Origin of the sequence: Leptospira fluminis (assembly GCF_004771275.1) — a bacterium.
In the GTDB taxonomy this organism is placed as follows: Bacteria; Spirochaetota; Leptospiria; order Leptospirales; family Leptospiraceae; genus Leptospira_B; species Leptospira_B fluminis.
On sequence record NZ_RQEV01000011.1, the window covers coordinates 59,853 to 83,531 of the forward strand.

Annotated in this window: 23 protein-coding genes and 2 tRNA genes; 13 read left to right on the forward strand and 12 right to left on the reverse strand. The window is 47.9% G+C overall.

Annotation, left to right across the window (positions count from 1 at the left end):
• Nucleotides 1-3 precede the first annotated feature (3 nt).
• A tRNA-Arg gene (locus EHO61_RS10365) sits at nt 4-80 on the forward strand.
• 11 nt (nt 81-91) lie between these two features.
• Nucleotides 92-955: a peptide chain release factor N(5)-glutamine methyltransferase gene (prmC, locus tag EHO61_RS10370; protein WP_135813799.1), complete on the forward strand. Its 864-nt coding sequence runs from the start codon at nt 92-94 to the stop codon at nt 953-955.
• Nucleotides 956-1,025: 70 nt separating this feature from the next.
• Here prmC and EHO61_RS10375 read toward each other — a convergent pair whose 3' ends face one another.
• From EHO61_RS10375 to rpsT, 8 genes are all read right to left on the reverse strand, one after another.
• Nucleotides 1,026-1,370, reverse strand: a complete 345-nt coding sequence (locus tag EHO61_RS10375) for a P-II family nitrogen regulator (protein WP_008595143.1) — start codon at nt 1,368-1,370, stop codon at nt 1,026-1,028.
• A 37-nt stretch (nt 1,371-1,407) separates the two neighbouring features.
• Complete coding sequence (locus EHO61_RS10380) at nt 1,408-2,700, reverse strand: ammonium transporter (RefSeq protein ID WP_135813800.1); 1,293 nt, start codon at nt 2,698-2,700, stop codon at nt 1,408-1,410.
• A 321-nt stretch (nt 2,701-3,021) separates the two neighbouring features.
• Nucleotides 3,022-4,623, reverse strand: coding sequence for a carboxyl transferase domain-containing protein (locus EHO61_RS10385; protein WP_135813534.1), 1,602 nt, complete (start codon nt 4,621-4,623; stop codon nt 3,022-3,024).
• A gap of 20 nt (nt 4,624-4,643) precedes the next feature.
• Complete coding sequence (locus EHO61_RS10390; protein WP_135813535.1) at nt 4,644-5,687, reverse strand: GlmU family protein; 1,044 nt, start codon at nt 5,685-5,687, stop codon at nt 4,644-4,646.
• Between the two features lie 3 nt (nt 5,688-5,690).
• Nucleotides 5,691-7,523 (reverse strand): glutamine--fructose-6-phosphate transaminase (isomerizing), encoded by a 1,833-nt coding sequence (gene glmS, locus EHO61_RS10395; RefSeq protein ID WP_135813536.1) that lies wholly within the window; start codon nt 7,521-7,523, stop codon nt 5,691-5,693.
• A gap of 2 nt (nt 7,524-7,525) precedes the next feature.
• Nucleotides 7,526-8,917 carry a phosphoglucosamine mutase gene (gene glmM / locus EHO61_RS10400; protein WP_135813537.1) on the reverse strand — a complete coding sequence of 464 codons (1,392 nt, stop codon included), beginning with the start codon at nt 8,915-8,917 and terminating at the stop codon, nt 7,526-7,528.
• 37 nt (nt 8,918-8,954) lie between these two features.
• Nucleotides 8,955-9,027: transfer RNA gene (locus EHO61_RS10405), tRNA-Val, on the reverse strand.
• A gap of 16 nt (nt 9,028-9,043) precedes the next feature.
• The gene (rpsT, locus tag EHO61_RS10410; RefSeq protein WP_135813538.1) at nt 9,044-9,316 is read right to left on the reverse strand and encodes a 30S ribosomal protein S20; all 273 of its coding nucleotides are present in this window, start codon (nt 9,314-9,316) and stop codon (nt 9,044-9,046) included.
• A 298-nt stretch (nt 9,317-9,614) separates the two neighbouring features.
• On the opposite strand from rpsT, the gene EHO61_RS10415 reads away from it, so the two are divergent.
• The 3 genes from EHO61_RS10415 to EHO61_RS10425 are packed head-to-tail and all read left to right on the forward strand — an operon-like array spanning nt 9,615 to nt 12,213.
• Nucleotides 9,615-10,715, forward strand: a complete 1,101-nt coding sequence (locus EHO61_RS10415; RefSeq protein WP_135813539.1) for an LIC_10450 family protein — start codon at nt 9,615-9,617, stop codon at nt 10,713-10,715.
• A gap of 11 nt (nt 10,716-10,726) precedes the next feature.
• Complete coding sequence (locus EHO61_RS10420) at nt 10,727-11,521, forward strand: hypothetical protein (RefSeq protein ID WP_135813540.1); 795 nt, start codon at nt 10,727-10,729, stop codon at nt 11,519-11,521.
• Nucleotides 11,518-12,213 carry a glycosyltransferase family 2 protein gene (locus EHO61_RS10425; protein ID WP_135766711.1) on the forward strand — a complete coding sequence of 232 codons (696 nt, stop codon included), beginning with the start codon at nt 11,518-11,520 and terminating at the stop codon, nt 12,211-12,213. The genes EHO61_RS10420 and EHO61_RS10425 overlap by 4 nt, the downstream gene beginning before the upstream one ends.
• 23 nt (nt 12,214-12,236) lie before the next feature.
• On the opposite strand, the gene EHO61_RS10430 is transcribed toward EHO61_RS10425, so the two are convergent.
• Entirely contained in the window at nt 12,237-13,811 is a 1,575-nt protein-coding gene (locus tag EHO61_RS10430; protein ID WP_135813541.1) for an LA_3751/LA_3752 family putative glycosyltransferase, read from the reverse strand.
• 235 nt (nt 13,812-14,046) lie between these two features.
• Between EHO61_RS10430 and EHO61_RS10435 the strand changes: the two genes are divergently transcribed.
• Both EHO61_RS10435 and bufA2 read left to right on the forward strand, forming a co-directional pair.
• Nucleotides 14,047-14,634 carry a YceI family protein gene (locus tag EHO61_RS10435; protein ID WP_135813542.1) on the forward strand — a complete coding sequence of 196 codons (588 nt, stop codon included), beginning with the start codon at nt 14,047-14,049 and terminating at the stop codon, nt 14,632-14,634.
• A 196-nt stretch (nt 14,635-14,830) separates the two neighbouring features.
• Nucleotides 14,831-15,091, forward strand: a complete 261-nt coding sequence (bufA2, locus tag EHO61_RS10440) for a BufA2 family periplasmic bufferin-type metallophore (RefSeq protein WP_135813543.1) — start codon at nt 14,831-14,833, stop codon at nt 15,089-15,091.
• On the opposite strand, the gene EHO61_RS10445 is transcribed toward bufA2, so the two are convergent.
• Both EHO61_RS10445 and bufB read right to left on the reverse strand, forming a co-directional pair.
• Nucleotides 15,078-15,839: an HvfC/BufC N-terminal domain-containing protein gene (locus tag EHO61_RS10445; RefSeq protein WP_167884854.1), complete on the reverse strand. Its 762-nt coding sequence runs from the start codon at nt 15,837-15,839 to the stop codon at nt 15,078-15,080. The genes bufA2 and EHO61_RS10445 overlap by 14 nt on opposite strands.
• Complete coding sequence (gene bufB / locus EHO61_RS10450) at nt 15,836-16,690, reverse strand: MNIO family bufferin maturase (RefSeq protein ID WP_135813545.1); 855 nt, start codon at nt 16,688-16,690, stop codon at nt 15,836-15,838. Before bufB ends, EHO61_RS10445 begins: the two co-directional genes overlap by 4 nt.
• Nucleotides 16,691-16,767: 77 nt before the next feature.
• On the opposite strand from bufB, the gene EHO61_RS10455 reads away from it, so the two are divergent.
• On the forward strand, nt 16,768-17,226 hold the full coding sequence (locus tag EHO61_RS10455; protein ID WP_135813546.1) for a YHS domain-containing (seleno)protein: 459 nt from the start codon (nt 16,768-16,770) through the stop codon (nt 17,224-17,226).
• 36 nt (nt 17,227-17,262) lie between these two features.
• Here the strand turns inward: EHO61_RS10455 and EHO61_RS10460 are convergent, their stop codons facing one another.
• Nucleotides 17,263-18,165: a J domain-containing protein gene (locus EHO61_RS10460; protein WP_135813547.1), complete on the reverse strand. Its 903-nt coding sequence runs from the start codon at nt 18,163-18,165 to the stop codon at nt 17,263-17,265.
• Between the two features lie 104 nt (nt 18,166-18,269).
• Between EHO61_RS10460 and EHO61_RS10465 the strand changes: the two genes are divergently transcribed.
• From EHO61_RS10465 to EHO61_RS10485, 5 genes are all read left to right on the forward strand, one after another.
• Nucleotides 18,270-20,126, forward strand: coding sequence for a carbon starvation CstA family protein (locus EHO61_RS10465; protein WP_135813548.1), 1,857 nt, complete (start codon nt 18,270-18,272; stop codon nt 20,124-20,126).
• Nucleotides 20,123-20,677, forward strand: a complete 555-nt coding sequence (locus EHO61_RS10470) for an NUDIX hydrolase (protein ID WP_135813549.1) — start codon at nt 20,123-20,125, stop codon at nt 20,675-20,677. Before EHO61_RS10465 ends, EHO61_RS10470 begins: the two co-directional genes overlap by 4 nt.
• A gap of 103 nt (nt 20,678-20,780) precedes the next feature.
• The gene (gene lsa66, locus EHO61_RS10475) at nt 20,781-22,532 is read left to right on the forward strand and encodes a fibronectin-binding adhesin Lsa66 (protein WP_135813550.1); all 1,752 of its coding nucleotides are present in this window, start codon (nt 20,781-20,783) and stop codon (nt 22,530-22,532) included.
• Nucleotide 22,533: 1 nt separating this feature from the next.
• The gene (locus tag EHO61_RS10480) at nt 22,534-23,280 is read left to right on the forward strand and encodes an NRDE family protein (protein ID WP_135813551.1); all 747 of its coding nucleotides are present in this window, start codon (nt 22,534-22,536) and stop codon (nt 23,278-23,280) included.
• A gap of 7 nt (nt 23,281-23,287) precedes the next feature.
• Nucleotides 23,288-23,671 carry a PilZ domain-containing protein gene (locus EHO61_RS10485; RefSeq protein ID WP_135813552.1) on the forward strand — a complete coding sequence of 128 codons (384 nt, stop codon included), beginning with the start codon at nt 23,288-23,290 and terminating at the stop codon, nt 23,669-23,671.
• The last annotated feature ends 8 nt before the right edge of the window (nt 23,672-23,679 follow it).

The window sequence follows — 23,679 nt, forward strand, 5'->3', positions numbered from 1 at the left end:
GTCGGTCCCGTAGCTCAGGTGGACAGAGCAGAAGTTTCCTAAACTTTTGGTCGGAGGTTCGAATCCTCTCGGGGCCACCAGTCATATTATTATGCAGAATTCCGAGGACAGCGTCCTAAGCCTTTTAAAGAAATCGGAAGAATTCCTTAAAAGAAAGAATATACCTTCCCCCCGCCTGGACGCGGAACTTCTCTTAGCGGATCTTCTTAAAATACCGAGAGTAAAACTCTATGTGGATTTTGAACGCCCCTTATCCCTTATAGAAAAGGACGCCTACAGGGAACGGATTCTCGAACGATCCAAATCCCGTCCCACGGCTTACATCATCGGAAAAAAATCCTTTTTCGATTCCGAATTTTACGTGGATCAGAACGTTCTGATCCCGAGACCCGAAACCGAAGAACTGGTCGCATGGGTGCTCGAGGATTTTTCGAAAGGACAAGGCTCCCTGGAAATCCTGGATCTTTGTTCCGGAAGCGGTTGCATAGGAATCAGTTTGGCCAAGCCGAAAGCGAATTGGATCGTTCATTTCTCCGACGTTTCTCCGGAAGCGATGAATATCACCAAACGCAATAGTTCGGAAATCCTGGGCGGAGACCGTAAGATCGAATTTTTCGAAAGCGATCTTTTTTCCTCCATTCCTAAGGACAAATCCTTCGATTGCATCGTCTCGAACCCTCCTTACATTCCCGAAAAGGAAAAAGGGGAAATCATGCCGGACGTATTGAATTACGAACCTCATCTCGCGCTTTTTCTTTCCGATTTCGAGGAATTCCACGTTAAACTGTTGGGCCAAGGCTTTCCCTTTCTGAAGGAGGGAGGACGCTTGTATCTTGAAACGCATCCGGAATATTCGGGCTGGCTAAGGGAAGCGGCGCTTAAGGTCGGTTATTCGGACGCCGTCCTGCGTAAAGACCTTTCTTCCAAGGAAAGATTCCTCCGCTTAACGAAGTGAGGCTACAAAAAAGGGGCCGGAATCCCGACCCCTAAGATGGTTCGACTCGTTTTGGGGAAGAATGAATCCGTTAGATAGCGGAGCTTCCTCTTTCACCGGTACGGATACGAATCACATCCTCGAGCGGGAGGATTAGAATCTTTCCGTCTCCTATCTTTCCGTCCCCGGTTTTTGCGGCTTTCAGAATCGCATCAACGGTAGGTTTAACGAACTCGTCATTGACCGCGATTTCCAATCTTACCTTGCGGAGCAGGTTCACTTGGTATTCATGACCGCGGAAGACTTCCGTCTTACCTTTCTGCTGCCCGTAGCCTTGCACGTCGCTGACGGTAAGCCTGTAGATTTCGTTTTTTGTCAGCTCGGCTTTTACTTCTTCCAGTTTATGAGGCTGGATAATTGCTACGATTAATTTCATATGCTCTCCTTTAATTATTAAATCGAATTTTCAGGGATTATAAAATATAACCCTTCTCTCCGTGAATTTCGGAATCGAGACCGGCGATTTCCTTCTCTTCGGAGATTCGGAATCCGATCGTTTTTTCTATCACGAAAGCCAGCACGAGGGAAACCACGAACGAATAAATACCGGTTGCGGCTACGCTGATCAATTGAACAACGATTTGGTCCCCTTTGCTCGCGACGCCTGCACCCAAAGTAAGGGTAAAGACACCGGTCAGAATTGCTCCGATCGCTCCCCCTACGCCGTGAATTCCGAAAGCGTCAAGAGAATCATCGTAACCCAGTTTACTTTTCAGGAGAATCGCTCCGTAACAGATCGGTGCAACGATGAATCCCATATAAATGGACTCTACCGGACCGACAAAACCGGAAGCTGGAGTGATTACCACAAGACCAGCGACGATTCCTGAAGCTGCACCTAACGCGGTAGCCTTTTTAGTGTGAAGATACTCGATCACAAGCCATGCAACTCCTGCCGCTGCGGGGGCAACCAAAGTTACGACGAATGCACGAGCCGCAATACCGTTCGTAGCCAGTCCGGAACCTGCGTTGAATCCGAACCATCCGAACCAGAGTAATCCGGCTCCGATCAGCGTATACGTCAGGTTATTCGGTTGAACCAAGGAGATTCCTTCCCCTTTACGTTTTCCGATGACGATTGCGGCTGCCAAACCGGCGATACCGGAAATCAGGTGGACTACCGTTCCTCCCGCAAAATCGAGAGCGCTCATTTTAAATAACCAACCGGTTCCTGCCCAAACCCAATGAGCGACCGGATCGTAAACCAGAGTTGCCCAAAGCAGGATAAAAGCGATATATCCGGAAAGTTTTACCCGTTCGGCGATCGCTCCGGAAATCAGAGCGGGGGTGATCAACGCGAACATTCCTTGGAAGAGGAAGTGAACGTATTTCGGAACCGTAAGTTCCAACGTGTTTTCGTTGATACCGTTCAGGAATGCTAATGCGAAGTCTCCGTAGTATGGGTTCTCGCCGGAAAAAGCGAAGCTATATCCGAAGATGGTCCATTGCAAAGTCAATACGAGGATGGCGATAAAGCTGTGCATCATCGTAGAAAGCACGTTCTTAGATCTTACCAAGCCGCCGTAAAAAAGGGCCAGACCGGGAATCATAAAGAACACGAAGGCGGACGCGACAATCATCCATGCGGTATCGCCTTTATCCAAGGTGGGCGCAGGAGCCGGTGCGGGGGTGGTTGCTTCCTGGCCCCATACGAATACGGGGATCGCAAGGATCAGGAACGGAAGAATTTTCTTTACCAATTTCATTTTCTCAAATCTCATCTCGCGCGTTTTGTTTACTCCCCTATTGCAAAAATGGTACCTGATACCCGAATAGGATGGAAAAAATGTAAAATTTATCGATACCGCTTAGGATAGAGCAGAAAACTGATCTAGGATCGGTTTTTTCACTGGAAATAGCAGTGCCAGGAGAGAAAAAAGAAAGATTCCTTTTTTCCCCCAATGCTGGGGTCGACAGTTTGCTTAAATAATAAGCACATTTTTCGAATATGTTAAAATTTTGGTCGCTTTTCCTTGCAGAAAAATTCGGCAAAATTTCCCAAAAGAAAAATGGGACCGGTTAGGGGGTTACATTCTGAAAATTGCGTAAGAAGGTTTTTGCCCTTTAGGCGAAAAATCCGAATAGAGCGCCAAGCCCAAGGTTTCCCGAGTGCGAGCCGGGTCTAAAACTCCGTCATCCCAGAGCCTCGCCGTCGAGTAAAGGTATGAGGAGCGGTTTTCATAATCTTCCAAAATCGGTTTTCGAAAAATCGCCCTCTCCTCTTCGGACATGGTCTTCCCTTCTTTTTCGAGCTGGTCTAGTTTTACCGTAAGAAGTACGTTCGAAGCCTGTTCGCCTCCCATTACGGAAATCCGAGCATTCGGCCACATCCATAAAAACCTAGGATCGAAAGCCCTTCCGCACATTCCGTAGTTTCCGGCTCCATAAGAGCCTCCGATCACTACGGTATATTTCGGAACGACGGAAGTGGAGACCGCATTGACCATCTTTGCCCCGTCCTTTGCGATACCGGAGTTCTCGTATTTTTTTCCGACCATAAAACCGGTGATGTTCTGCAGAAAAACCAGCGGAACTTCTCTCTGATTGCACAGCTCTATAAAATGGGCCGCCTTTAAGGAACTTTCGGAAAACAATACGCCGTTATTCGCTACGATTCCGGTCAATTTTCCGTAAATATTCGCAAAACCGGTCACGAGAGTGGTACCGTAATTCTTTTTAAACTCCTGAAAACGCGAACCGTCCACAATACGCGCGATGACTTCCCGAACATCGTAGGGCTTACGGATGTCCTTCTGTATGATTCCGTAGATCTCCTCTGCGGGATACAGCGGTTCTTCATAGGAAACGGACTGCGTTCTCCCGGACCCTCCCAGAGTGGACACGATATGCCTTGCGATTTCCAGGGCGTGCTCGTCGTTTTCCGCCAAATGGTCGGTCACTCCGGAAATCCTGCAATGAACGTCCGCACCGCCCAACTCCTCCGGAGTCACGATTTCTCCCGTAGCCGCCTTTACGAGAGGAGGACCACCTAGAAAGATCGTACCGTTTCCACGGACGATCACCGACTCATCCGACATGGCCGGGATGTACGCACCGCCTGCGGTGCAACTTCCCATCACGATCGAAATCTGGGGAATTCCCGCACGGGAAAGATTAGCCTGATTGAAAAAGATTCTTCCGAAATGTTCCTTATCTGGAAACACCTCGTCCTGCATGGGCAAAAATGCTCCACCGGAATCCACAAGATAAATGCAAGGAAGTCGGTTTTCTCTCGCGATTTCCTGAGCTCGAATGTGCTTTTTTACGGTAAGAGGATAATAGGTTCCACCTTTTACAGTGGCGTCATTCGCGACGATCACGCAGGGAGCTCCGGCGATTCTTCCGATCCCGGTAAGTATACCCGCGGCGGGAACCTCGTCCGCATAAACCTGCTCTGCGGCAAGAGGAGAAAATTCCAAAAAAGGAGTACCGGAATCCAACAAACCTTCCACCCTTTCCCGGGCAGTCAATTTTCCCCTGCTTTTGTGGCGCTGGATCGCTTTGTCTCCCCCGCCTTTTCTCGCCTTTTCCAAAAGACGGCGGGTGGCGTCCACGCGAGCGGACAAATCCTCGTAATTTTCCTTATATTCGGACGAAGACGTACGGATCTGGGATTCTATTACTTCCATCGTTCCCTCCTAGGAAGAACTCATTTACGCACTTTCGTTTCGTAAAGCACACGAATCAATTCGGCCTCGGAAGAGGAAAGTTCACGGTTACGTCTTGCCATAATCTTTCTGGAATCGCGGAGGAAATGGTCCAGAATATAAGGCTCACCGTTGACCCAGGAAAAAGGAGGAATATAGCCCCCGATTCTGGAGGAAACGACATTGCATCCGAAATCGATCACTGCACCCGTGTTCAACATCACTCCGATTCCGATCTTAGAAAAATCTCCGATGATGGAACCGAACTTGATCGAACCGGTATTGCATTCGATACCTTCTTCTAGAATCTTTACCACCCCGTAATTGTTCTTCAAATCCGAAGTGGTGGCCAACGCGCCTATATTGACCCAGCTACCGATAAGAGAATGTCCGAGAAATCCTTCGTGATGTTTATTAGAATAATCTAATATTATACTCTCCCCTACTTCTCCGCCTATCCGGCAGGCCTGCCCGATCGTGGTTCCGCCGGTGATTCTGGCGTTATCTATCCTGGTGCCCGGGCCGATGTATAAGGGACCTTCCAAAAAAGTGAACGAAGTGATCTTTACGTCCTTGTCCACGATCACGGGCCCCGAGGTCACGTCGATGACCACTCCCGGAAAGATGCTTGCGGACGGATGTACATGCAAGTGCTTGGATTTACCGACGATCTGAAAATCTCCGGACTTCACCTTTAACTTCTTGATCCACTTCCGGAGTTCCTTGTTCAGATCGATATCCTGTTCGATAGAACGACCGGTACCTTCGATCAACTTCCAGGGCAGGAATTCCTCGGGAGAAAGGATCAAGTCCACATCCTGTCCTTCATGGATCAGAATCTTGGGATTCCTCTCCAAAAAGGATCGTTCGAATTCGGGAATCGAATGCTTGTAAAAGATCTTGCCATCCGGGTATTGGGCCCGCAGACGTTCCAACGGGGTTAGAATTCCGTCACGAATTTCGCTAAACGACCTGACTCTAGTGAGCGCCTTTAAACCGGGAAGGATCTCCCTTTCGTCGATTAGAATTCTTTGGACCCTTGACACCGACTACTCCACTGTGACGGATTTGGCAAGGTTTCGCGGTTGGTCAGGAGGACAACCTCTCGCTACGGCGGAATAATAGGCCAACAACTGGAGAGGGAGAACGTTCAAAATAGGACTTAAAACCTCGGGGCAGTCCGGAACCTCGAAACAATAATCGGAGAGCTCCTTCGCTTCCTTGTCCCCTTCCGTTACGATCGAAATGATGATCCCGTTCCGAGCCTTGATTTCCTGAATATTGGAAAGCATCTTGGAATAGATTTCGGACTTAGTCGCAAGGCAAACCACGGGAACCTCGTTCGTAATCAGTGCGATCGGCCCGTGCTTGAACTCCCCTCCCGCATATCCGGAGGCGTGAATGTAAGAAACCTCTTTCAATTTCAACGCGCCTTCTAAAGCGACGGGATGGTTGTACGTCCTTCCTAAGAATACGAAATCCTTCGTTTTCGTAAAATCCGCTGCCCACGTTTCCAAAAGAGGAGCTTGCGCCAGAATACGTTCCATCTTTGCGGGAAGCATGCGGATCTCGTCCAACAAGATACGCAGTTCTTCGTCGGAAATGATCCATTTCAGCCTGGCTACATACAATGAAAATAGAAGCAAATTGATCACCTGAGCGGTAAATGCCTTGGTGCTCGCCACGCCGATCTCGGGCCCGGCGTCCGTTCGGATATAGGAATCCGATTCCCTTGCGATGGTGGAATTCACGTTGTTCACCAAAGAAACCACTTTGATGAACTTTGCCTTCGCCTCCAAAATGGAAGCTAAAGTATCCGCGGTTTCTCCGGATTGCGAGATTCCTATGATCAAGGTATCTCCCTCGACGACGGGATTCCTATATCGGAATTCGGAGGAGGTCTCGGTATCCGTCTGGATCTTGGCGAAATTTTCGAGGTAATGCTTTCCGAGCATCCCGGCATAATAACTCGTGCCCGCGGCCTGGATGATGATCCGATTCACCCTGGAAAGCACGTCCCTAGAAATTCCGGTTTCGGGAAATTGGATATCTCCCGATTCCGTCATTCTGGATTGGATGATTCTACGGAAAATTCCGGGTTGTTCATGGATCTCCTTGATCATGAAATGAGAATATCCGCCTTTGTCCACGTCCTCGAATTTGACTTCCTGCTTTTTGAACTCGATCTGTTTTTCGGATCCGTCGAAACCGAATACCTTACATTCATTTCTTGTAAAGTATCCCCATTCTTCCGAATTGATATAATACACTTCCTGACAGTTTCGGGTCAGCGGTGAAACGTCCGAAGCCAGGTAAAATTCGTCCTTTCCCCGACCCAGCAACAAAGGCGCTCCGTCTTGCGCAAAATAGACCCGATCCGGCTCGTTATCGAAAACCGCGGAAATAGCCCATTTCCCGTGCACTTTCTTGAAAAGACTTAAAAACGCTTCCCGGTTGGATTTTCCCTGTTTGCGACTTTCGGCTAAAAGATTGGGAATCACTTCCGTATCCGTCATGCTATGGAAGACATGTCCCTGTTGTTTCAGTTCCTGCTTCAGTTCCGCATAGTTTTCTATAATTCCGTTGTGCACGACCGCGACGGTTCCTTTGGAATCGGTGTGAGGATGAGCGTTGATTTGACTTGGTTCACCGTGAGTGGCCCATCGGGTATGACCTATCCCGACATTACCGCGGACCGGATGCTCCTTTAGGAAACCTTCCAAATCCTTGATTTTGCCCTTTTGCTTCCGGACCTGGATTTCGCCCTTATCCAGTACCGCTATTCCTGCGGAATCGTACCCCCGGTATTCCAAGCTGATGAGCCCTACGATTAACACGGACTCCACGTTTTTATCACCGGCGTATCCTACGATTCCACACATATCTATGAATTCTCCATGATCTTTCCCGCAATATCGATCAAAGCGGAAAGATCTTTTTTAGTCCTTGCTTCGGCGATAACTCTTAGAATCGGTTCCGTATTCGAGGGACGAATATGGATCCAAGAGTCCTCGTTAGCCAGACGCAGACCGTCACGGACATCCTCCCCATGTTCGGGGAACGCGCTCCGGAATTGCGAATAGATCTCCTCCGTTTTTTTACCGCCGATTTTATATGCGATTTTGCGCATAAATATGGCGGGAAGACCGTTCAGTACAGAATCAATGCCTTCTCCCTTTAGGGCAAGCAGATTCAATACGTGTGCCACCCCGGAAAGTGAATCCCGACCGAAGGAAGGAATCGTCGGATCAATGACACCTCCGTTCCCTTCTCCTCCGAAAACGGATTTACGCTGTATCATTTCGGACACAACGTTCGCTTCCCCCACCTTGGAACGGTAAGTCGGAATTCCGGCAGAGGACGCCACCCATTCGTTGATAAAGCTGGTCGACAGGTTCACGGTCAGAGAAGCTTTTTTGGGCGGTCGATTCGTTTGAAGATACGAAAGAAAACTCAAAGGAAGGGTATATTCCTCGGAAATCGCGCCCTTTTTCGGAGTGAGCAGAACCAAACGATCCGCATCCGGATCCAAAGCAAACCCTACAGACGCTCCCGATTGTTTCATCATTCGAGAAGATTGACGCAAAGCATCCGGCGTCGGTTCCGGAGGACGTGGAAACGTTCCGTCGGGAGAACAATGCAGCGGGATCACTTTACAACCCAATTGTTTTAACAATTCAGGTAAAACGAAGCTCCCTCCCCCGTTGACGGCATCTAAAAATACGGAGAATTTCCTTTTTTTGATCGCGGAGACATTTACCCTGGAAAGAACCGCATCGATATGAGCTTGGATCTTATCGCTTCCCGATTCCAATTTCGAACCGGGTTTGAACTGAAAGGGTTTATAGCTCTGGTTCTTTACGATCTCCAAGATCTCTTCCAGATCCTTGGCTCCGGTAAAAAACCCCCGCGGGCCTATGAATTTAAACGCATTCCATATGATAGGATTGTGGGAAGCGGAAATCATGATCCCGCCTGCTGCGCCGGTCTGGTTTACGACCGCTTTCACGGAAGGGGTCGGGACTACACCCAATAGGATCACGTTTTTGCCCAGTCCCTGCATAACCCCGATGGCTATGTTTTCCAGAAACTGACCGCTCGGGCGGGAATCCCGGCCAATGACTACCGTATTTCCGCGTAGCCAGGAACCGAAGGCGCGCAAAGCATCATAAATGACGTCGGAACTGAACCCCGTGGGGATAATTCCCCGGATTCCGGAGACGGAAACCATGAGATCGGGGTGTTGGAAAACCGGGGATCGTGGATCTAAAGCCATGGTTCCGGGATGAATCTCTTGAAATAGAAAAATGACATGGGCGATGACAGGATCGAACTGCCGACATCCTCCTTGTAAGGGAGGCGCTCTCCCAGCTGAGCTAATCGCCCGTTATGAAAACGGTTTTTATGCGCCTGCTGCTTGGCGATGAATGCGCAGTGCCATCCTACTCTTTTTACGATCCGCGTTTTTAGAGTGGATGAGGTTGGTATTGGCTGCTTTATCCAGAAGGGAAGCATATTCGCTGTAAAGACCTTTCAGCGACTCTTTTTCACCGTCATGGATCGCCTTCAGGATCTTTTTGGCTTGGGTCCTAAGGCGGTTCCGATTTTGGGAATTCGCGGCATTTCTGCGCTTCGTCCTACGGATATCTTTTTCTGAAGATTTTATATTCGCCAAGGATGGAACCTTCCTATCAAGGGATGCTGTCCAGATTTTCGTACCTCCCCTATGTGTCAATTCGGTTTTTTTAAGATTCTTTTCCCACCGGATAAGAGACATAGTCGGATCTTTTCCAGGCAGGAATTTTCGGTAGACCTTCCCAGAAATACAGTTTCGGAAAAAAATTTTTTCCCGACGATTCCCAGTAAAAGGCGGATCAAAAAATTCAAAAAAGGAATCAAATGAAAAGGTTCCGTTTTTTTATTTCTCTTCCTTTCGTCAGATACACTCAATTGTAAAAGAGAGCGAAACGACAATGATTTCCAGGCAAGAGTCTCAGTACATAGTTGTCAATTCCATCGGAGAAATCGATCCGAACAAGCTCTCCGTGTCCCAGCTCGGGATCAAATACATAGATCGTTTCGGAAACAGATATGCCGTCCGTTTTAATAAGGAAAGTCGTAAGGCCGAGCTCGTAAGGATCGCTCTCCAAAAAGCCTCGGATGCCCTCCCTTACCAGAAACCCCGCGCAAAGCAGCCGGGTAAAGGAACTCCTTTAGATTTAGGAAAACTCTCCGCTCTATTAAAGAACACCAAAGACAAAAGTCCGGAATGGGTGGAGTCACTTGCGGAAAAAGGCGCTAAGGAAGAACAAATTCCCGCCGCAAACTCCGAAAAGGCTATCTCCGAACCCGGATCCGGCCCCGTTCCCACTAAAACCGATTCTCCCGAACCGGCCCCTAAAATAACTCCGGCAAATCTGGACCGATTCGATCTCTCGAAAGTCGATTTAAATATTACGGAAAGTCAGATCGAAAACAAGCCGGATGAAACCCCTTCTTTTATAGATCCGGATGATAGAAATTACAACAGGGAAGCAGGTTTCATAGAGGGGAAATTGTCCGAATTCCAGCGGATCAAAGAAAGAATCGAATCCGTTCTGAACAATATTCGGAGTTCCAAAATCTTCGAAGCGACAGGAGATCCGTCCGAGAATAAGAATATCGTAGGAAATCTGAACAGAGAGTACGACCTGGAATTTTTCCAAAAATTGGACAAGATACTGAACTATCACAAGGAATTGACTTCTTTTCCCAGATCGATCACGTACTATACCGCAAAATACGAGTCCTCTAAAAAACAGATATTGCAGTCAAAAACGAACGACTTCGACAAGCTACAACTGGTCATCCGATGGGAAATGCAGGAAATGCTGCTTTCTCTCTCCAAAAAATTGAAGAAAATGGTTCTGGACACCTTAAACGTACTGAATACCAAAAACGAGAACCACCTGAAGCAAATCGCCTACAATCAACAACAGATGTTCAAAGACGCTCGCAGTGCTTTATTATATTGTTCGGAGGATATAGGCGCGACGCTTATATCCTTGCAAAAATGGGTCGATCATGAAGGGTAGAACCTTCCAACATGCCTCTGACAGACGAAGAACTTAAAAAAATCGTGGAAAAGATCCGCTCCGAATACCGGGAGGGGGCCCAGCAAAGTCCGAAACTTTTCGACAACAAAGGTTTCGAAGATAGGTACATTCAAACCTTAAAGCACAAGGGAAATCTGGAAAAATTCCTGCAAGACGAAGTGTCTTTTTTGGAGAAGGTCAAGGCAAAACACCGGGAACTCGTGGAAAGAAAGAACGCCGCCAAAGGGGAGACCTTGAATCGGATTTTGGACGAGCAAGAAGAGAAATTATCCAAATACCCTAGAGCCGATTTTCATCCTCTGGCCAGAACGGAGATGCGTTATTTCTACGGAGCAATGATTAGTTTTACCGAGACCGAATATCCCGTCTTGGTCTACATCTTCCGTGGAACTCCAGAGTATTCCTCCTTTCAGGATTCTCTTTCAGTCATCGAAAGAATCGGAATCTCTAGAAGAGGAATGCCCTCTCTCAGAATCGCCGAGCATATCAAAGCCTTGTTGGATGCGAACGGGAACCAGTCCGTCATGGAAAGGGACTCGCAGAATATTCTGAAAGAAGTCTGTCTTTCCCTCGCAAAACTGATTCGGAACATCCAGGAATGCATCGAAAAGAATCGGGTAAGCGATAGGATGACCGTTCAGATCTCGGACCGGGAATTTCCGAAAGCGGCCGAGACCTACAAGAATGTACTTTTCGGTATCGCATTGGAAAAAATAATAGTCCGGGTCGAAAACATCATTCGGGATTTTCGAATGAATGAACTGGTCGGCTTGGATTCAAAATGAAACTATCCATCGTCATTCCCTGTTATAACGAAAAACAGACCATAAAAAACATTCTGGAGACGGTCCGGAAGGTCCCGTTCAAGGCCAAGGAAATCATCGTTGTCGACGACTTTTCCACGGACGGTACCCGCGAATTGCTCCGGACCCCGGCGTTCAAAAAGCTATACGACCGTTTGGTTCTCCACGAAAAAAACCAAGGAAAAGGGGCCGCGCTTAGGACGGGATTCCAGGCCGCCACCGGAGATATCGTGATCGTGCAGGACGCCGATCTGGAGTACGATCCCTTCGAAATTCCGACGGTAGTGGATCCGATTTATAAAGGCAAGGCGGACGTGGTATTCGGAAGCAGATTCATGGGAAACCACCCCCATCGCGTCGTATATTACTGGCACAGACTGGGAAATCTATTGTTGACCACTCTTTCCAATATGTTTACGAACATCAATCTCACGGATATGGAAACCTGTTACAAGGCATTCCGTAGGGAAATCATCCAAGGAATCCGAATCAAAGAGGACCGTTTCGGCTTCGAGCCGGAAATCACGGCTAAAATCGCGAAGATCCCCGGCATCCGTATCTATGAAGTCGGGATTTCCTATTACGGCCGAACCTACGCCGAAGGAAAAAAGATCGGCTGGAAAGACGGATTCCGAGCCATCTATTGCATCATTCGATACAATCTTTTCGGATAAGCGAAATCGGGACGCGGCCCGGATCACTGAATTTCATATTCGCGGTATTCCCAAGCCTTTTTGGTCTTCACGATTTCGTCTTTGAATCTGGAACGAAAAGACCGGATCCAAAAATCCCTCTTTTCTCTTCCGGATAAAACTGAATTCAGATATTTCTTGAGTTTCGTATCCGAGGCGGCGACCTCTTCTTTTTTTTTCGAAACCATAACGTAGGCGTCGTCTCCATAACCTACAAAACCCAGCCTCTTTCCGGCAAACTTTGCTGATATGCCTTTTAAAAGGGATTCGATCCGATCCTCCGAAATCTGATTTGAGGCGCAAAAAACCGTCTTTCGAAAATACTCCGTACCGATGGAATTGCAAAGAACCGGATCGGAAAAAATCAGCACTTCCGCCCTCTGCCCGAACCAAACGGATCTTGTTTCTCGGATTTGTATCAAACTAGTCTTATATACTAGAGCTCCCGCAAGCGTGATCCCGAAGGAATAGAGTAACAGCAACGAAGCGAACCCGTTCGCAAATCCCTTCACCTTCACGATCTTCCATCCGCATTGTTCCCAAACCCTTTGCAAAAGGATCGTTAAGGGAAAGAGAGAAAGGCCCAAATATCTCGGACCCCAATTCGAAATTCCGTTATTCGGAGAGGAAAAGGCGACTAACGGCAGAAAGATAGGCACGGCAAAAAGCAGGATTCGGAGGGAATCGTCCCAGCCTTTCGATAGACGGAACGCTTTCCAAAAGAGTACGACGGAAATCGGCAAATACAAAAAATAACCCGGCATCCGATAGGAACCTACGAGAATGTCCCAAACCCGCGAACCTATCGTGTCCTCCGCTACCCCTCCGAAATTTTCCGAGAACCGAGGGCCGAAAATATGTCCATAATCCATAACATTAAAAATAAGCAATATTATGGAAATAATCGAAAAGGAGAATGAAAAGGAGAAAGACCGGCGAATCCAGTCCTTGCGATGGATCAAAGCTCCCGCTAACCATATGGACCCGAAAAACGGGAGAGCTTCCAGGCGCAGCCATACCGCCAAGCCTACGGCGACGCCTCCCAAAATCCGTTCCGCATTTCCTTCCCGAAAAAGTCCGGTAAAACCTAGGAGGGAAAGAAAAAGGAGGATGGGATGTTCGGAAGCCTCCGGACCCATTAGGAAAACGAAAGTTCCGAAAAAGGCGAATACGATCCAAAACCAACTTAAATTCCAGGACCTTCTCAAAATCCAAGCGGACCCCAGATGGAAAATCATTCCGAAAAAAGGAAGAAGGAAATACGCCTTCAGAATCGCAAAAGGGGAATATAGTACCGAAAGGAAGACGGGAAAAACCCCTCCCACACCGTCTCGAGTCCGATATACGAATTTTTCCTTCCACAGGAAAAAGTCTAAGTCCTCGTCCAACGAACGCCCCGGATACGTGAGAGTCTCCGAGCGGAATCCGGAGGAAACCAAAGAGACCGCCTCGTGAATCTTCAGTAAAGGATCGGAAAAGAAACCTTCCCACGGTTTCAGGAAGGAAAGTAAAGTCGCATAACAAACGGAGAACAGAAAAAAAGAAAGAAGTTCGCGTTTGCGGTCCGAGTCCTGATCCACTAAAACCTCCGTTCTTTCGGTAATGTGCGGAAAACGAAAGAACCCGGAAACAATATGCGGCTTGGATCTTTCCTCATCCACCAAAAACCGGAATCAAGGATTCCGAACCGGCCTATCTTCCCGAAAAGGAAAAAAATAAATTCGTTTCTCCGGGAGAATTTTTGGAAAAATACTTGTAGTTTAAACTATTACAAGTTGAACTATCCAAATCAACACTATGACTCAGGTGAATCGAATGAGCAAAAAATATACCACCCTCTCCCTGCTCCTAGCCGTTTTGGCCATAGGGAGCTTACAAGCTGCGAATTATAAATTGGACTCAGCCCACACTTCCGTTGGCTTTAAGGTAAAACACCTCGCGATCTCCAATGTACCGGGAACCTTTAAGGAGTTCTCCGGCAAATTCGCGTTCGACGAAAAAACCAACGCACTTTCCGCATTGGATGTTACGATCCAAACCGGATCCATTTCTACGAATGATGCCGACCGCGACAAGCACCTGAAAGGCAAAGACTTTTTCGACGCCGGCGAATTCGGAACCATTACTTTCAAAGCGGCGAAAGCTACCGTTAAGAAAGGAGGAGTCGCGAAAGTCTCCGGAGAATTGACCATCAAAGGAGTCACGAAACCGGTCGTTTTGGAAGTGAAATACGGCGGATCCGCAAAAGACCCTTGGGGAAACACTCACCTTGCTTTCGAAGCGGAAACCAAAATCAACCGCAAAGATTTTGGTCTGACTTGGAATAAAACCCTCGAAACCGGCGGAGTGCTGGTCGGAGAGGAAGTTTCCATCCGTATCGAAGGGGAAGCGATTCCGGAATAATCGGAAACGAATCCCGAATCCGACGAAACGACCTTGAGGGCGTTTCGTCGGATTTTTTTCTCCTTTTTACCCACTTCTCCTTTTTCTTGCTGAAATAAATCCGCTCTTTGTAACCATTTCTTCGAACCTACGAACTGAAGGTTGATCGGAAGTGCCATAAACCGTCCGGTCCAACGCATCCACACGGAGACTGAAAATGAACGAAATTACGAAACAGTTATTGATCGGAGCCGCTCTTACCGGACTACTCAGCAGCGGAGCCATCGCGGAAGAAAAAAATAAAGCCGGTACGGAACCGACGGGAGAATGCCACGGAGTCAATTCGTGCAAAGGAAAAGGCGACTGTGGCGGAAAAGGTCACTCTTGTGCCGGCAAGAATTCCTGTAAGGGAAAAGGCTGGCTTTCCGTTTCCCAGAAGGAATGCAATGCCCAAAAAGGAACCTTTAAAAAATCCTAATATCTTGAATAAATCCTCCTTGGACGAGTTTGGAAACGAATACGGACACGAAGCCCGGATCCGACGGAAGAAATTCCGATTCGTTCAACGCTTCCAGGAGGGTTTTTCCCTCCTTCAATTTCCTTCCTAATATCCATTCCGATTCCTTCAAGCTTTCGATCTTAAGCTCCTCCCCTTTCTTACCCAGGAGAAGGTATTCCTTTTCCTTCACGTTCGACAAGTCCTGGAATTCCCGGTTTCTATTTTTCCAAAGTTCGCTGACGGAGAACTCGTTCCGTAAAAAAATGCAGGATTCCGAAAATACGAATCGCAGATCCTCGGGCCTTTTTCCGAGTATTTTTTCCGTAAGGTCCACGGCAAAAACGGGAGGAAGATGGAATAGAAAAGCAACGATACGTTCAAACTCGGCGAGTTCGCGTAAAAAGGGAATTTCGGAAAAGGACGCGTCCAAAAACGAGGGAAATTCCTTCCCATAATCGGAAAGATTATACGACTTGGAGTCGTTCCTCTTTATAAATTCCCGGCAAGCCTCGAAGAAAGTTTCGTCGCCCAAAACTCTCCAAACGGTTTCATAGGTCTCCCCTAATGCCTCGGTCAATCTGGCGTCGTATCCTATCGAGTAGACGTTCAAGGCGGAAAAGGAGTCCAGGGTTCCGGCCGGGAGAATCTCCGAATCCGACTCTTTAGTCCATCTTCCGGACAGCAGGGATAAGGCGAAGTTCCGTCTAAAATCGAAGGTCCAGTTCATTCTTTCGCCTCCGCGAAAATGGATGCCGCTTTCATCGCTTCCTCCTCGACCGTCTGAAAAGGAGGAATGTCCGCATCCCATTCCAGAAGAATCGGTACGTTCGAAATCCTAGGAAGAGCGAATCGGAACAGATCCCAAACGGGAGCCGCGACCGGATTGGAATGAGTATCGAACAGGAATCCGTCCGCATCCGTAAATCCGGCGATATGGATCTGCTCCACGCTCTCCCAACGGATTCCGTTTAGGAATTCCGAGGCGGAAAAACCGTGATTAAACGAATTTACGTAAACGTTATTCAAGTCCAAAAGTAAACCGCAACCGGACGACTGGAGCACCCCGGAAAGAAATTCCCACTCGCTCATCCTGTCGGATCGAAATCGAAGATAGGTGGATACGTTTTCGATCAGGATCTTTCTTCCTAGAAAATCCTGCACCTTTCCGATCCGTTCTATCGCGAGTTTCTGAAATTCTTCCGTAAACGGAAACGGAAGCAGATCGTGCAGATACCTGCCGCCCTGGTCCGTCCAGCAAAGATGGTCGGACACGATCATCGGATCGATCCTACGGACCAAAGACTTCCATCGTTCCATATATCTTTCGTTTGGAAATTCTTCACCTAACAAGGATAAGGAGACTCCATGCAAGGCCACCGGAAAATCCTTTCTCAGATTTTCCAGCATCGCCAACGGTTTTCCTTCGGAGTCCATATAATTCTCCGTAATGGCCTCGAACCAGGAGATCTTTTCCGGTTTATTTTGCCTCAAATACGGATAATGCTCCGAACGCAAACCCACGCCTATGTCCGGTTTCTTTGTTTGTCGGGATCCCGATTTTTCCAAACGACCTTGCATTCTCTCTTCCATTCGTCGAAGAAGGGGAAACTTTTCTCCGGCTGTAACCTTTTTCGATTTCGGACGAAATCGGTTACATGAACAAGTCGTATTTTCTTTTTCCTTTTCTTCTCCTCCTATCCTGCTGCGGTTCCGTGCAGGTGGCCGATCCGGTCTACAAAGCGGACGGTCGAACCGCAATCAAGGGATACGATCCGGTATCGTATTTTACGGAAAACAAGCCCGTGGCCGGAGAAGAGAAGTTCCAAACTTCCTGGAACGGAGCACAATGGAAATTTTCTTCCCGTAAGAATCTGGACGCTTTCCGAAAAAATCCGGAGAACTATGCTCCCCAGTACGGAGGATACTGTGCGTATGCGATGCGCGACGGAGAAACCTACGAGATCGATCCGAATGCGTGGAAGATCGTAAACGGAAAACTCTATCTGAATTATAACGAAAAAGTGAACGGATTCTGGAGCCGCGACATCCCGGGGAATATCAAAAAAGCGGACGAGCAATGGTCCAAATTGCCCAAAAAGAGTCAGGCGCCTTGACTTCGCGCGGGACAAAAGAAAAAGTACGGTGAATTTCTAGGCCCGTCCTTTCATTACGAGATAATTATAGGAAGCTACGATCTTCTGCGTCATCTCCAGACCGTTTTTGTTTACGTCGGGATGGTATTTCTTGATCAATTCCTTATATTTCTTCCGCAGATCCCCGTCGTCGTAATCCTCGGGTAAGCCTAGAAACTCCCGATGCTGACGGGTTTCTTCGTCCTCGCCGAAAATGTTAGTTCTCTGTCTTCGGAACTGGGATTTTGCTTTCTTCTTTTTCTGTTCGTCCTTACGGAAACGCCCGAAGATTTCATAATAGGCTCTGTCTCTGTACTCGGAAGTGATTTCCCGAAGAGGAAAGACTTTGGTGTTCAAAACCTGGTAGAAGTATTTCCTCAGAAAGGTATCGGCGCCGTAATCGGAGGGAATGGACTTTCTTTCCAGAAATTCCGCGATCCCGTTATCCACCAAACGACTCAAATCGAATTTGTCGTCAAAATAGGAGTCGAACGCGTCTTCGAAACGTTTTGTGGAAGAGATCAGTAGCAGAAGCAGTTCCTTGTCCAATTCGTGCTTTTCAAGTTTGCTCAGCACGATTTCCTTCAAATGGCTCCGCAGTTCGTCCAGGTACGTATCGTCGAAATAAACCCCGGCCCGGGCAAACTCGTGTTCCAATCCTTCTATCTTCAGAATCTTTCCCAAGAGAAGAACCAAAACATCCGCCCTAGATTCCCGAAAACCTTGAGCGCCCTTGGTGGAATACGCGGAGTCGCCCCTCAGACTATATAGGATTTTGTAATAGTCTTCCCTTCGGATTCCCAAAATTTCGATCAATTTGTCCGCGGAAATATACCATTCGCAATCCGTACTGGCGGATTGGATTTCAAATAGGATATCCTCTATGGAGGACTTTACTTGATCGAAACTTTTCGTGGTCACCTTGGATCCCTAAATTAGACCTTGCCTTTTACGGTCCGAATGTCCAACCCTTTTCCCGCCAAAAAAGGTTTGATCGGGGCCGGGGAAACGAAGAACTTTCCCCCATGCTCCCCCTTTTGACCGTCTTCGGATGCTTCCTTGTATATTTTTTAGGATATAAAATCTACTCCGGTTATCTTTCTAGGTCCGTTTTTCAGCTCAAAGACACGGAAGGCGATACCCCCGCCCACAAATTCAACGACGGCGTGGATTATTTGCCCACGAAACCTGCGATTCTATTCGGACACCATTATGCGTCCATCGCAGGACTCGCTCCGATTCTAGGACCGGCCGTCGCGGTGATTTGGGGATGGCTCCCTGCCATGCTCTGGGTTGTTTTCGGAGCGATTTTTATCGGATGTGTTCACGACTTTGGCGCGCTGGTCGTTTCTGTGAGAAACCAGGGAAAATCCATCGGACAGGTCGCTCAAGACCTTTTAGGTCCGAGAGCAAGAAGCCTGTTTCACGCGATCATTTTCTTTTTAGTCGCGCTCGCGATGGGAGTTTTCGTGATCGTTCTCGCCGAAATGTTTTCTGCCGGAAAAAAAATCCAGCCCACTGTTCCACCAACTCCTCAAATCTCCGTTGAGGAGAAAACGAAACCGGAACTTCATTCCCATCCTAGCGAAGTGAAGATAGAAACTCCTTCCTCATCGTCCATCCAACTCAGGAGTAATTTTCCCGAAGCGGTGATTCCAACGGTCGGCTTGATGGTTTTAGCCCTTATCGTAGGTTGGTTGCATTTTAAAAAAGGGGCTAAGCTGGCCCCATTGACCGTTCTTTCCGTGATCTTAACGCTGGGGATCATGGTTCTGGGAATGAACGAATCGGTTCTGTCTTGGACGGGACTCAGCGATCCGGACCGTTCTCCCGGGATTCCTACCTGGAAAATTCTTCTCTTACTCTATGCGTTTCTTGCATCCGTCACTCCGATCTGGTTGCTCTTGCAAAGCAGGGACTACATCAATTCCTTTCTTTTGTACATCGGAATCGCCGCGATTTATCTCGGCTTCTTTAAGGGAAGTATCTTCGGCGAATTTTCGAATTTCAACGCGGAAGCGGTCCGTTCGGAACCCATCGGACTCGATATGGTTCCTTTCGTTTTCATCACGATCGCTTGCGGAGCCGTTTCCGGTTTTCACGCGCTGGTCAGTTCCGGAACTACCGCCAAACAATTGAACAGGGAAGTGGACGCGAGACCCATCGGTTACGGCGGAATGATCGGAGAATCCCTATTGGGACTCACGTCCGTAGTCGCCTGTACGATCGGATTCTCTTCCGCCACGGAATGGACTTCGTTTTACAAATCCTGGGCGGGGATCCAAGGTTTGGCTCCTCAAGTCGGAGCTTATATCTATGGAACGGGAAGATTCATCTCCCAATTGGGATTCGATAGCGGCTTTGCCCAAGGATTCATCGCTCTCATCGTGGTCAGCTTCGCACTGACTTCCCTCGATTCCGCTACACGACTCCTCAGATACAACGTGGAGGAAATCGCGGACAGCATAGGAATCGATTCGGTGAAGAGAATATTAGGAAACCGTTATGTTTCTAGCACCATCGCCTGTTTAGCGATCGCGTTTTTCGCGTTTCTGGAAATCGAGCAAGGCGGAAAAAAGAAGGCGGCCGGATTGGCCCTTTGGAAACTGTTCGGGACCACGAACCAACTTCTGGCAGGATTAGCGTTGTTAGTGGTTACGATTTATCTACTTTATTCCAAACGAAAGACCTGGATTTCCTTTCTCCCGATGGTGTTCGTGCTCTCCGCTACTCTTTGGGCAATGATCGTGAATTTCCGCGAGTTCCTCTTTGACAAATCCCCGAGCTACCTATTGGCCGGAGTAGGAGGAACTCTGATCCTCTTGGCGGTATGGTTGCTGGTCGAAGCGGTCCTAGCTTGGAGAAGGTTTTCGAGAACATGAAATTCTGCAGTACGTGCGGTTCCCAGGTTTCCTATCGCATCCCCGAAGGCGATAGCCTGCACCGTTACGTTTGCGAAAACTGCGGAACCATACATTATCAAAATCCCAAGGTGATCGTCGGAAGCATACCGATATGGGAAGGAAAAATCCTTTTGTGCAAACGGGCCATCGAACCTCGAAAAGGATATTGGACCTTACCCGCGGGCTTTTTGGAAAATCGTGAAACGGTGGAAGAAGGTGCCTCAAGGGAAACCTTGGAGGAAGCAAACGCACAGATCCGTATCCTAAGGCTTCATACGGTTTATAGCATTCCCCACATTAGCCAAGTCTATATGTTTTTTCTCGCGGAATTGACGGACGGTAAATTCGACGTCAGTCCCGAATCCGAAGAAGTTCGGTTGTTTTTCCCGAACGAAATTCCCTGGGAGGAACTCGCTTTCGCTTCGGTCACATATGCGCTGAAAAAATATACGGAAGAGAACGAAATCCCGGAAAGCGGCGTTCACTTAGGGTCCCTCTCCGGAGAAAGAAAAAAGAAAAACGAAGACTAAGAACCTCTCGCACCCTCTTTCATAATGCGACCCCGAAGAGAGCGTTCCGAAAAACCGGTGCAATTTTTCGGGACTAGTTTTTTTTTGGAGCATGTCCGTCGGAATGATCCGAATCTTTCTAGTTTTAAGTTTCGTTTTGACTTTTTCCGGTCTGAAAGCCAATTCTTTGATCGGCACCGAGACGACTACTTTCTCTCCGAATTGGGACGGTTCCGTAGATTTTTTGAAATTTAAGATCCGCTCCTCGACTCTTCCCAAACTACAGGACTGGGAACTGACCATACGGAACGCCTCGGGCGAAACCGTGAAAAAATACGAGGCCAATAGACTTAAGAAAAAGGACTTCTCCCTGTTTTGGGATGAAAACGAATTCGCACCGGAAGAAGTCTCCATCCCGGAAGTTCTGGAATGGAACGGAGAGGACGAAAACGGGAATATCGTACCTGACGGGTATTACACTTATCAATTACTGTTATTAACCGCAAACCAGGAAAAAATCCTCTCCGAGGAAGCGACGATCTATCTGGATTCCCATCCCCCCAAGGCGGAAACCGGAATCAGGAATCGCCTTTTACTTTTCGAAGACAGAAATCATGCCCGCATCCAAATCCAGCAAAAAGGAAGCGGAGACTCGGCGGATCTGTTTACGGGAGAATTCTTGGACTATCACGGCAAGTTGGTCAAATCCTATACTTGGAGAACCAAGGATCTGCCGTCCGTGTTAAGCTGGGACGGAACGGACTCCAACGGAAAGAATCTCGCTCCGGGATTGTACAGTTATCGGTTGATCGCGCGGGATCCTGCGGGTAATGAAAGCGTATCCAAGCAGGAAAACATTTCCCTTCAAACCGAATCCGTCGGAGCCGATATAAACGCCGATACCGAATCCTATTCCACGGACTCGTCGGTCGCGCTAAGTAGGATCAGATTTTCCTCCTTTCTTTCTTCCAAACTCAAGTCCGACTCTTACGAGTGGGAAATCTTCAAACGGAAAGGAGAAACGGAATCACAGATATACGTCGGAAAGGGTTTGGGAGAACCTCCGGCGGAATGGACGTGGGAACCTAAGGATAAGGAAAGTCGGCCCTTAAGTTCCGGAACATATTTCGTTCGCATAACGATATTTAGTAGGTACGATAGATATTCCAGTTTCCCCAAAAAATTCGTATTAACCGAAGATCGTGCGAAATTTTCCTCGGACGTTTTCCCGAACGGATTCACTCCGGACGGTAACTGGCGTAAGGATTTTCTCGAAGTCCGAATCCGGTCCAAAGAACTCCCTCTTTCCGGTTGGAAAATTACGATTTTGGAATCCTTCGGGGACTCCGAAAGAGTCGCAAGGACCTGGACGGGGACGGGAAGTCCTCCTCCTAGATTGGTTTGGTCGGGAAAAGACGAACAGGGAAGAAGAATCGGTTCTCTAGCACCGATCAAAGTCGTGCTGAGTTATAAGGATATGTTCGGTCGGGAGGGAGAGGAAATAATAGGAAATGTAAGCTCCGGAATCCTTGTCGTAAAGGAAAAGGACGGATACAGGATCTCCGTTCCTGAAAGATTGTACGAGACACGTTGGTGGACCGTTCCCTCGGCTTTAAAATCCCTTTTGGGAAAACTCCCCGGCTATAAAGTGGAACTCCAATACCACACTTCTCATCTCGGGGACGACGAGTACAATCTCAAACTTTCGGAGGAAAAAGCCAGGAAAACCTTTCAGTCTTTTTTCGGAAAAGACTACGAGTTCGGAAGATACAGATTTCGCGGTTACGGCGAAACCGAACCTCTCATTCACGGAAACGGAGCTTATGAAACGGATCGGAACCAACGGATCGATTTCTTTCTAAGTGTAGGAAAATAGAATGTGCACAGCTTTAATATATAGAAATCGAACCGATCATCTTTACGGCTTGGGCTTCAATCGGGACGAATCCGTAAAAAGAAAACCGTCCCTTTCTCCCCGCCTCATGGAATCACCGACGGGGAAGGCGATCGCGCCCATAGACGGAGATGCTGGGGGGACCTGGATCGGAATCTCGCAGGACGGGGAAATCGTCTGTCTTTTGAACTACTACGAAGCGGCCTTAAAACTTCTGAGAAATCCGGTGAGTCGGGGACTTTTGGTTCGCTCGGTGCTGTTAAAGGAACGTGCTCCGGAATCCTGGCAAGTTTCCGAACTGGAAAATTATTATCCGTTCAAGCTTTTCTGTATCGATAAGGAAAAAACCAGAATCCACATTTGGGACGGAAAGGTTTTTTCCACCGAAGAAAACACCGAAAGTTTTACCGTATACGGAAGTTCTTTTACGCAAGGACCGAAGGCACAGGTGTCCAGGCGAGAGGTCTTCGAAAAAGAGTTCCGACCGAAAACGAATCCGAACGCGAAAGATTTCGTCCTTCTTACTAAGAACTTTTTAGTCTCTCATCTTCCTGAAAAAGGAGCCTTATCTCCGTGCATGCATCGCCGGGATGCAACTTCCGTTTCCCGTACGATTTTTGTTGTCGAAAACGGAAAAGTCGATTTGTTTTATAAGCCCAGCCAACCTTGCGAAGAAGGCCCTGAGGAAGAATTCAATTTCACTTTGACTGATTTTCGAACGTTCGTATGATTGTCCTATGGCGGGCACTCATTCCCTTTTTGATGATAAATACGAATACCGGGATCCTTCTCAGCAAAAGAGAAAGAATGCCCGCGTTAAAATCACCATCGAAGGGGAGTTTTGCGTCAAAGGCAAAACCCAAAAATTTCCCGTCCATGTCGTGGATATTGGTACCGGCGGAGCCGGAATGGAGACTAGGACTTCCGTTTTCGAAGGGGACAGAATCGTTTTATTCGCGGCGATTAACGGAAAGAATATGGAATTGGAATCGGAAGTGATTCGAGTTTCCGGAAAAAAAGCGAATATCATCTTCGTAAATCTTCCGGACGAAGACAAGGATTTGATCCAAGACCTGATCCATAAGAAATTTTTCGATAAGGACAAAAAACCTCTCTCCTAAAATCCCCT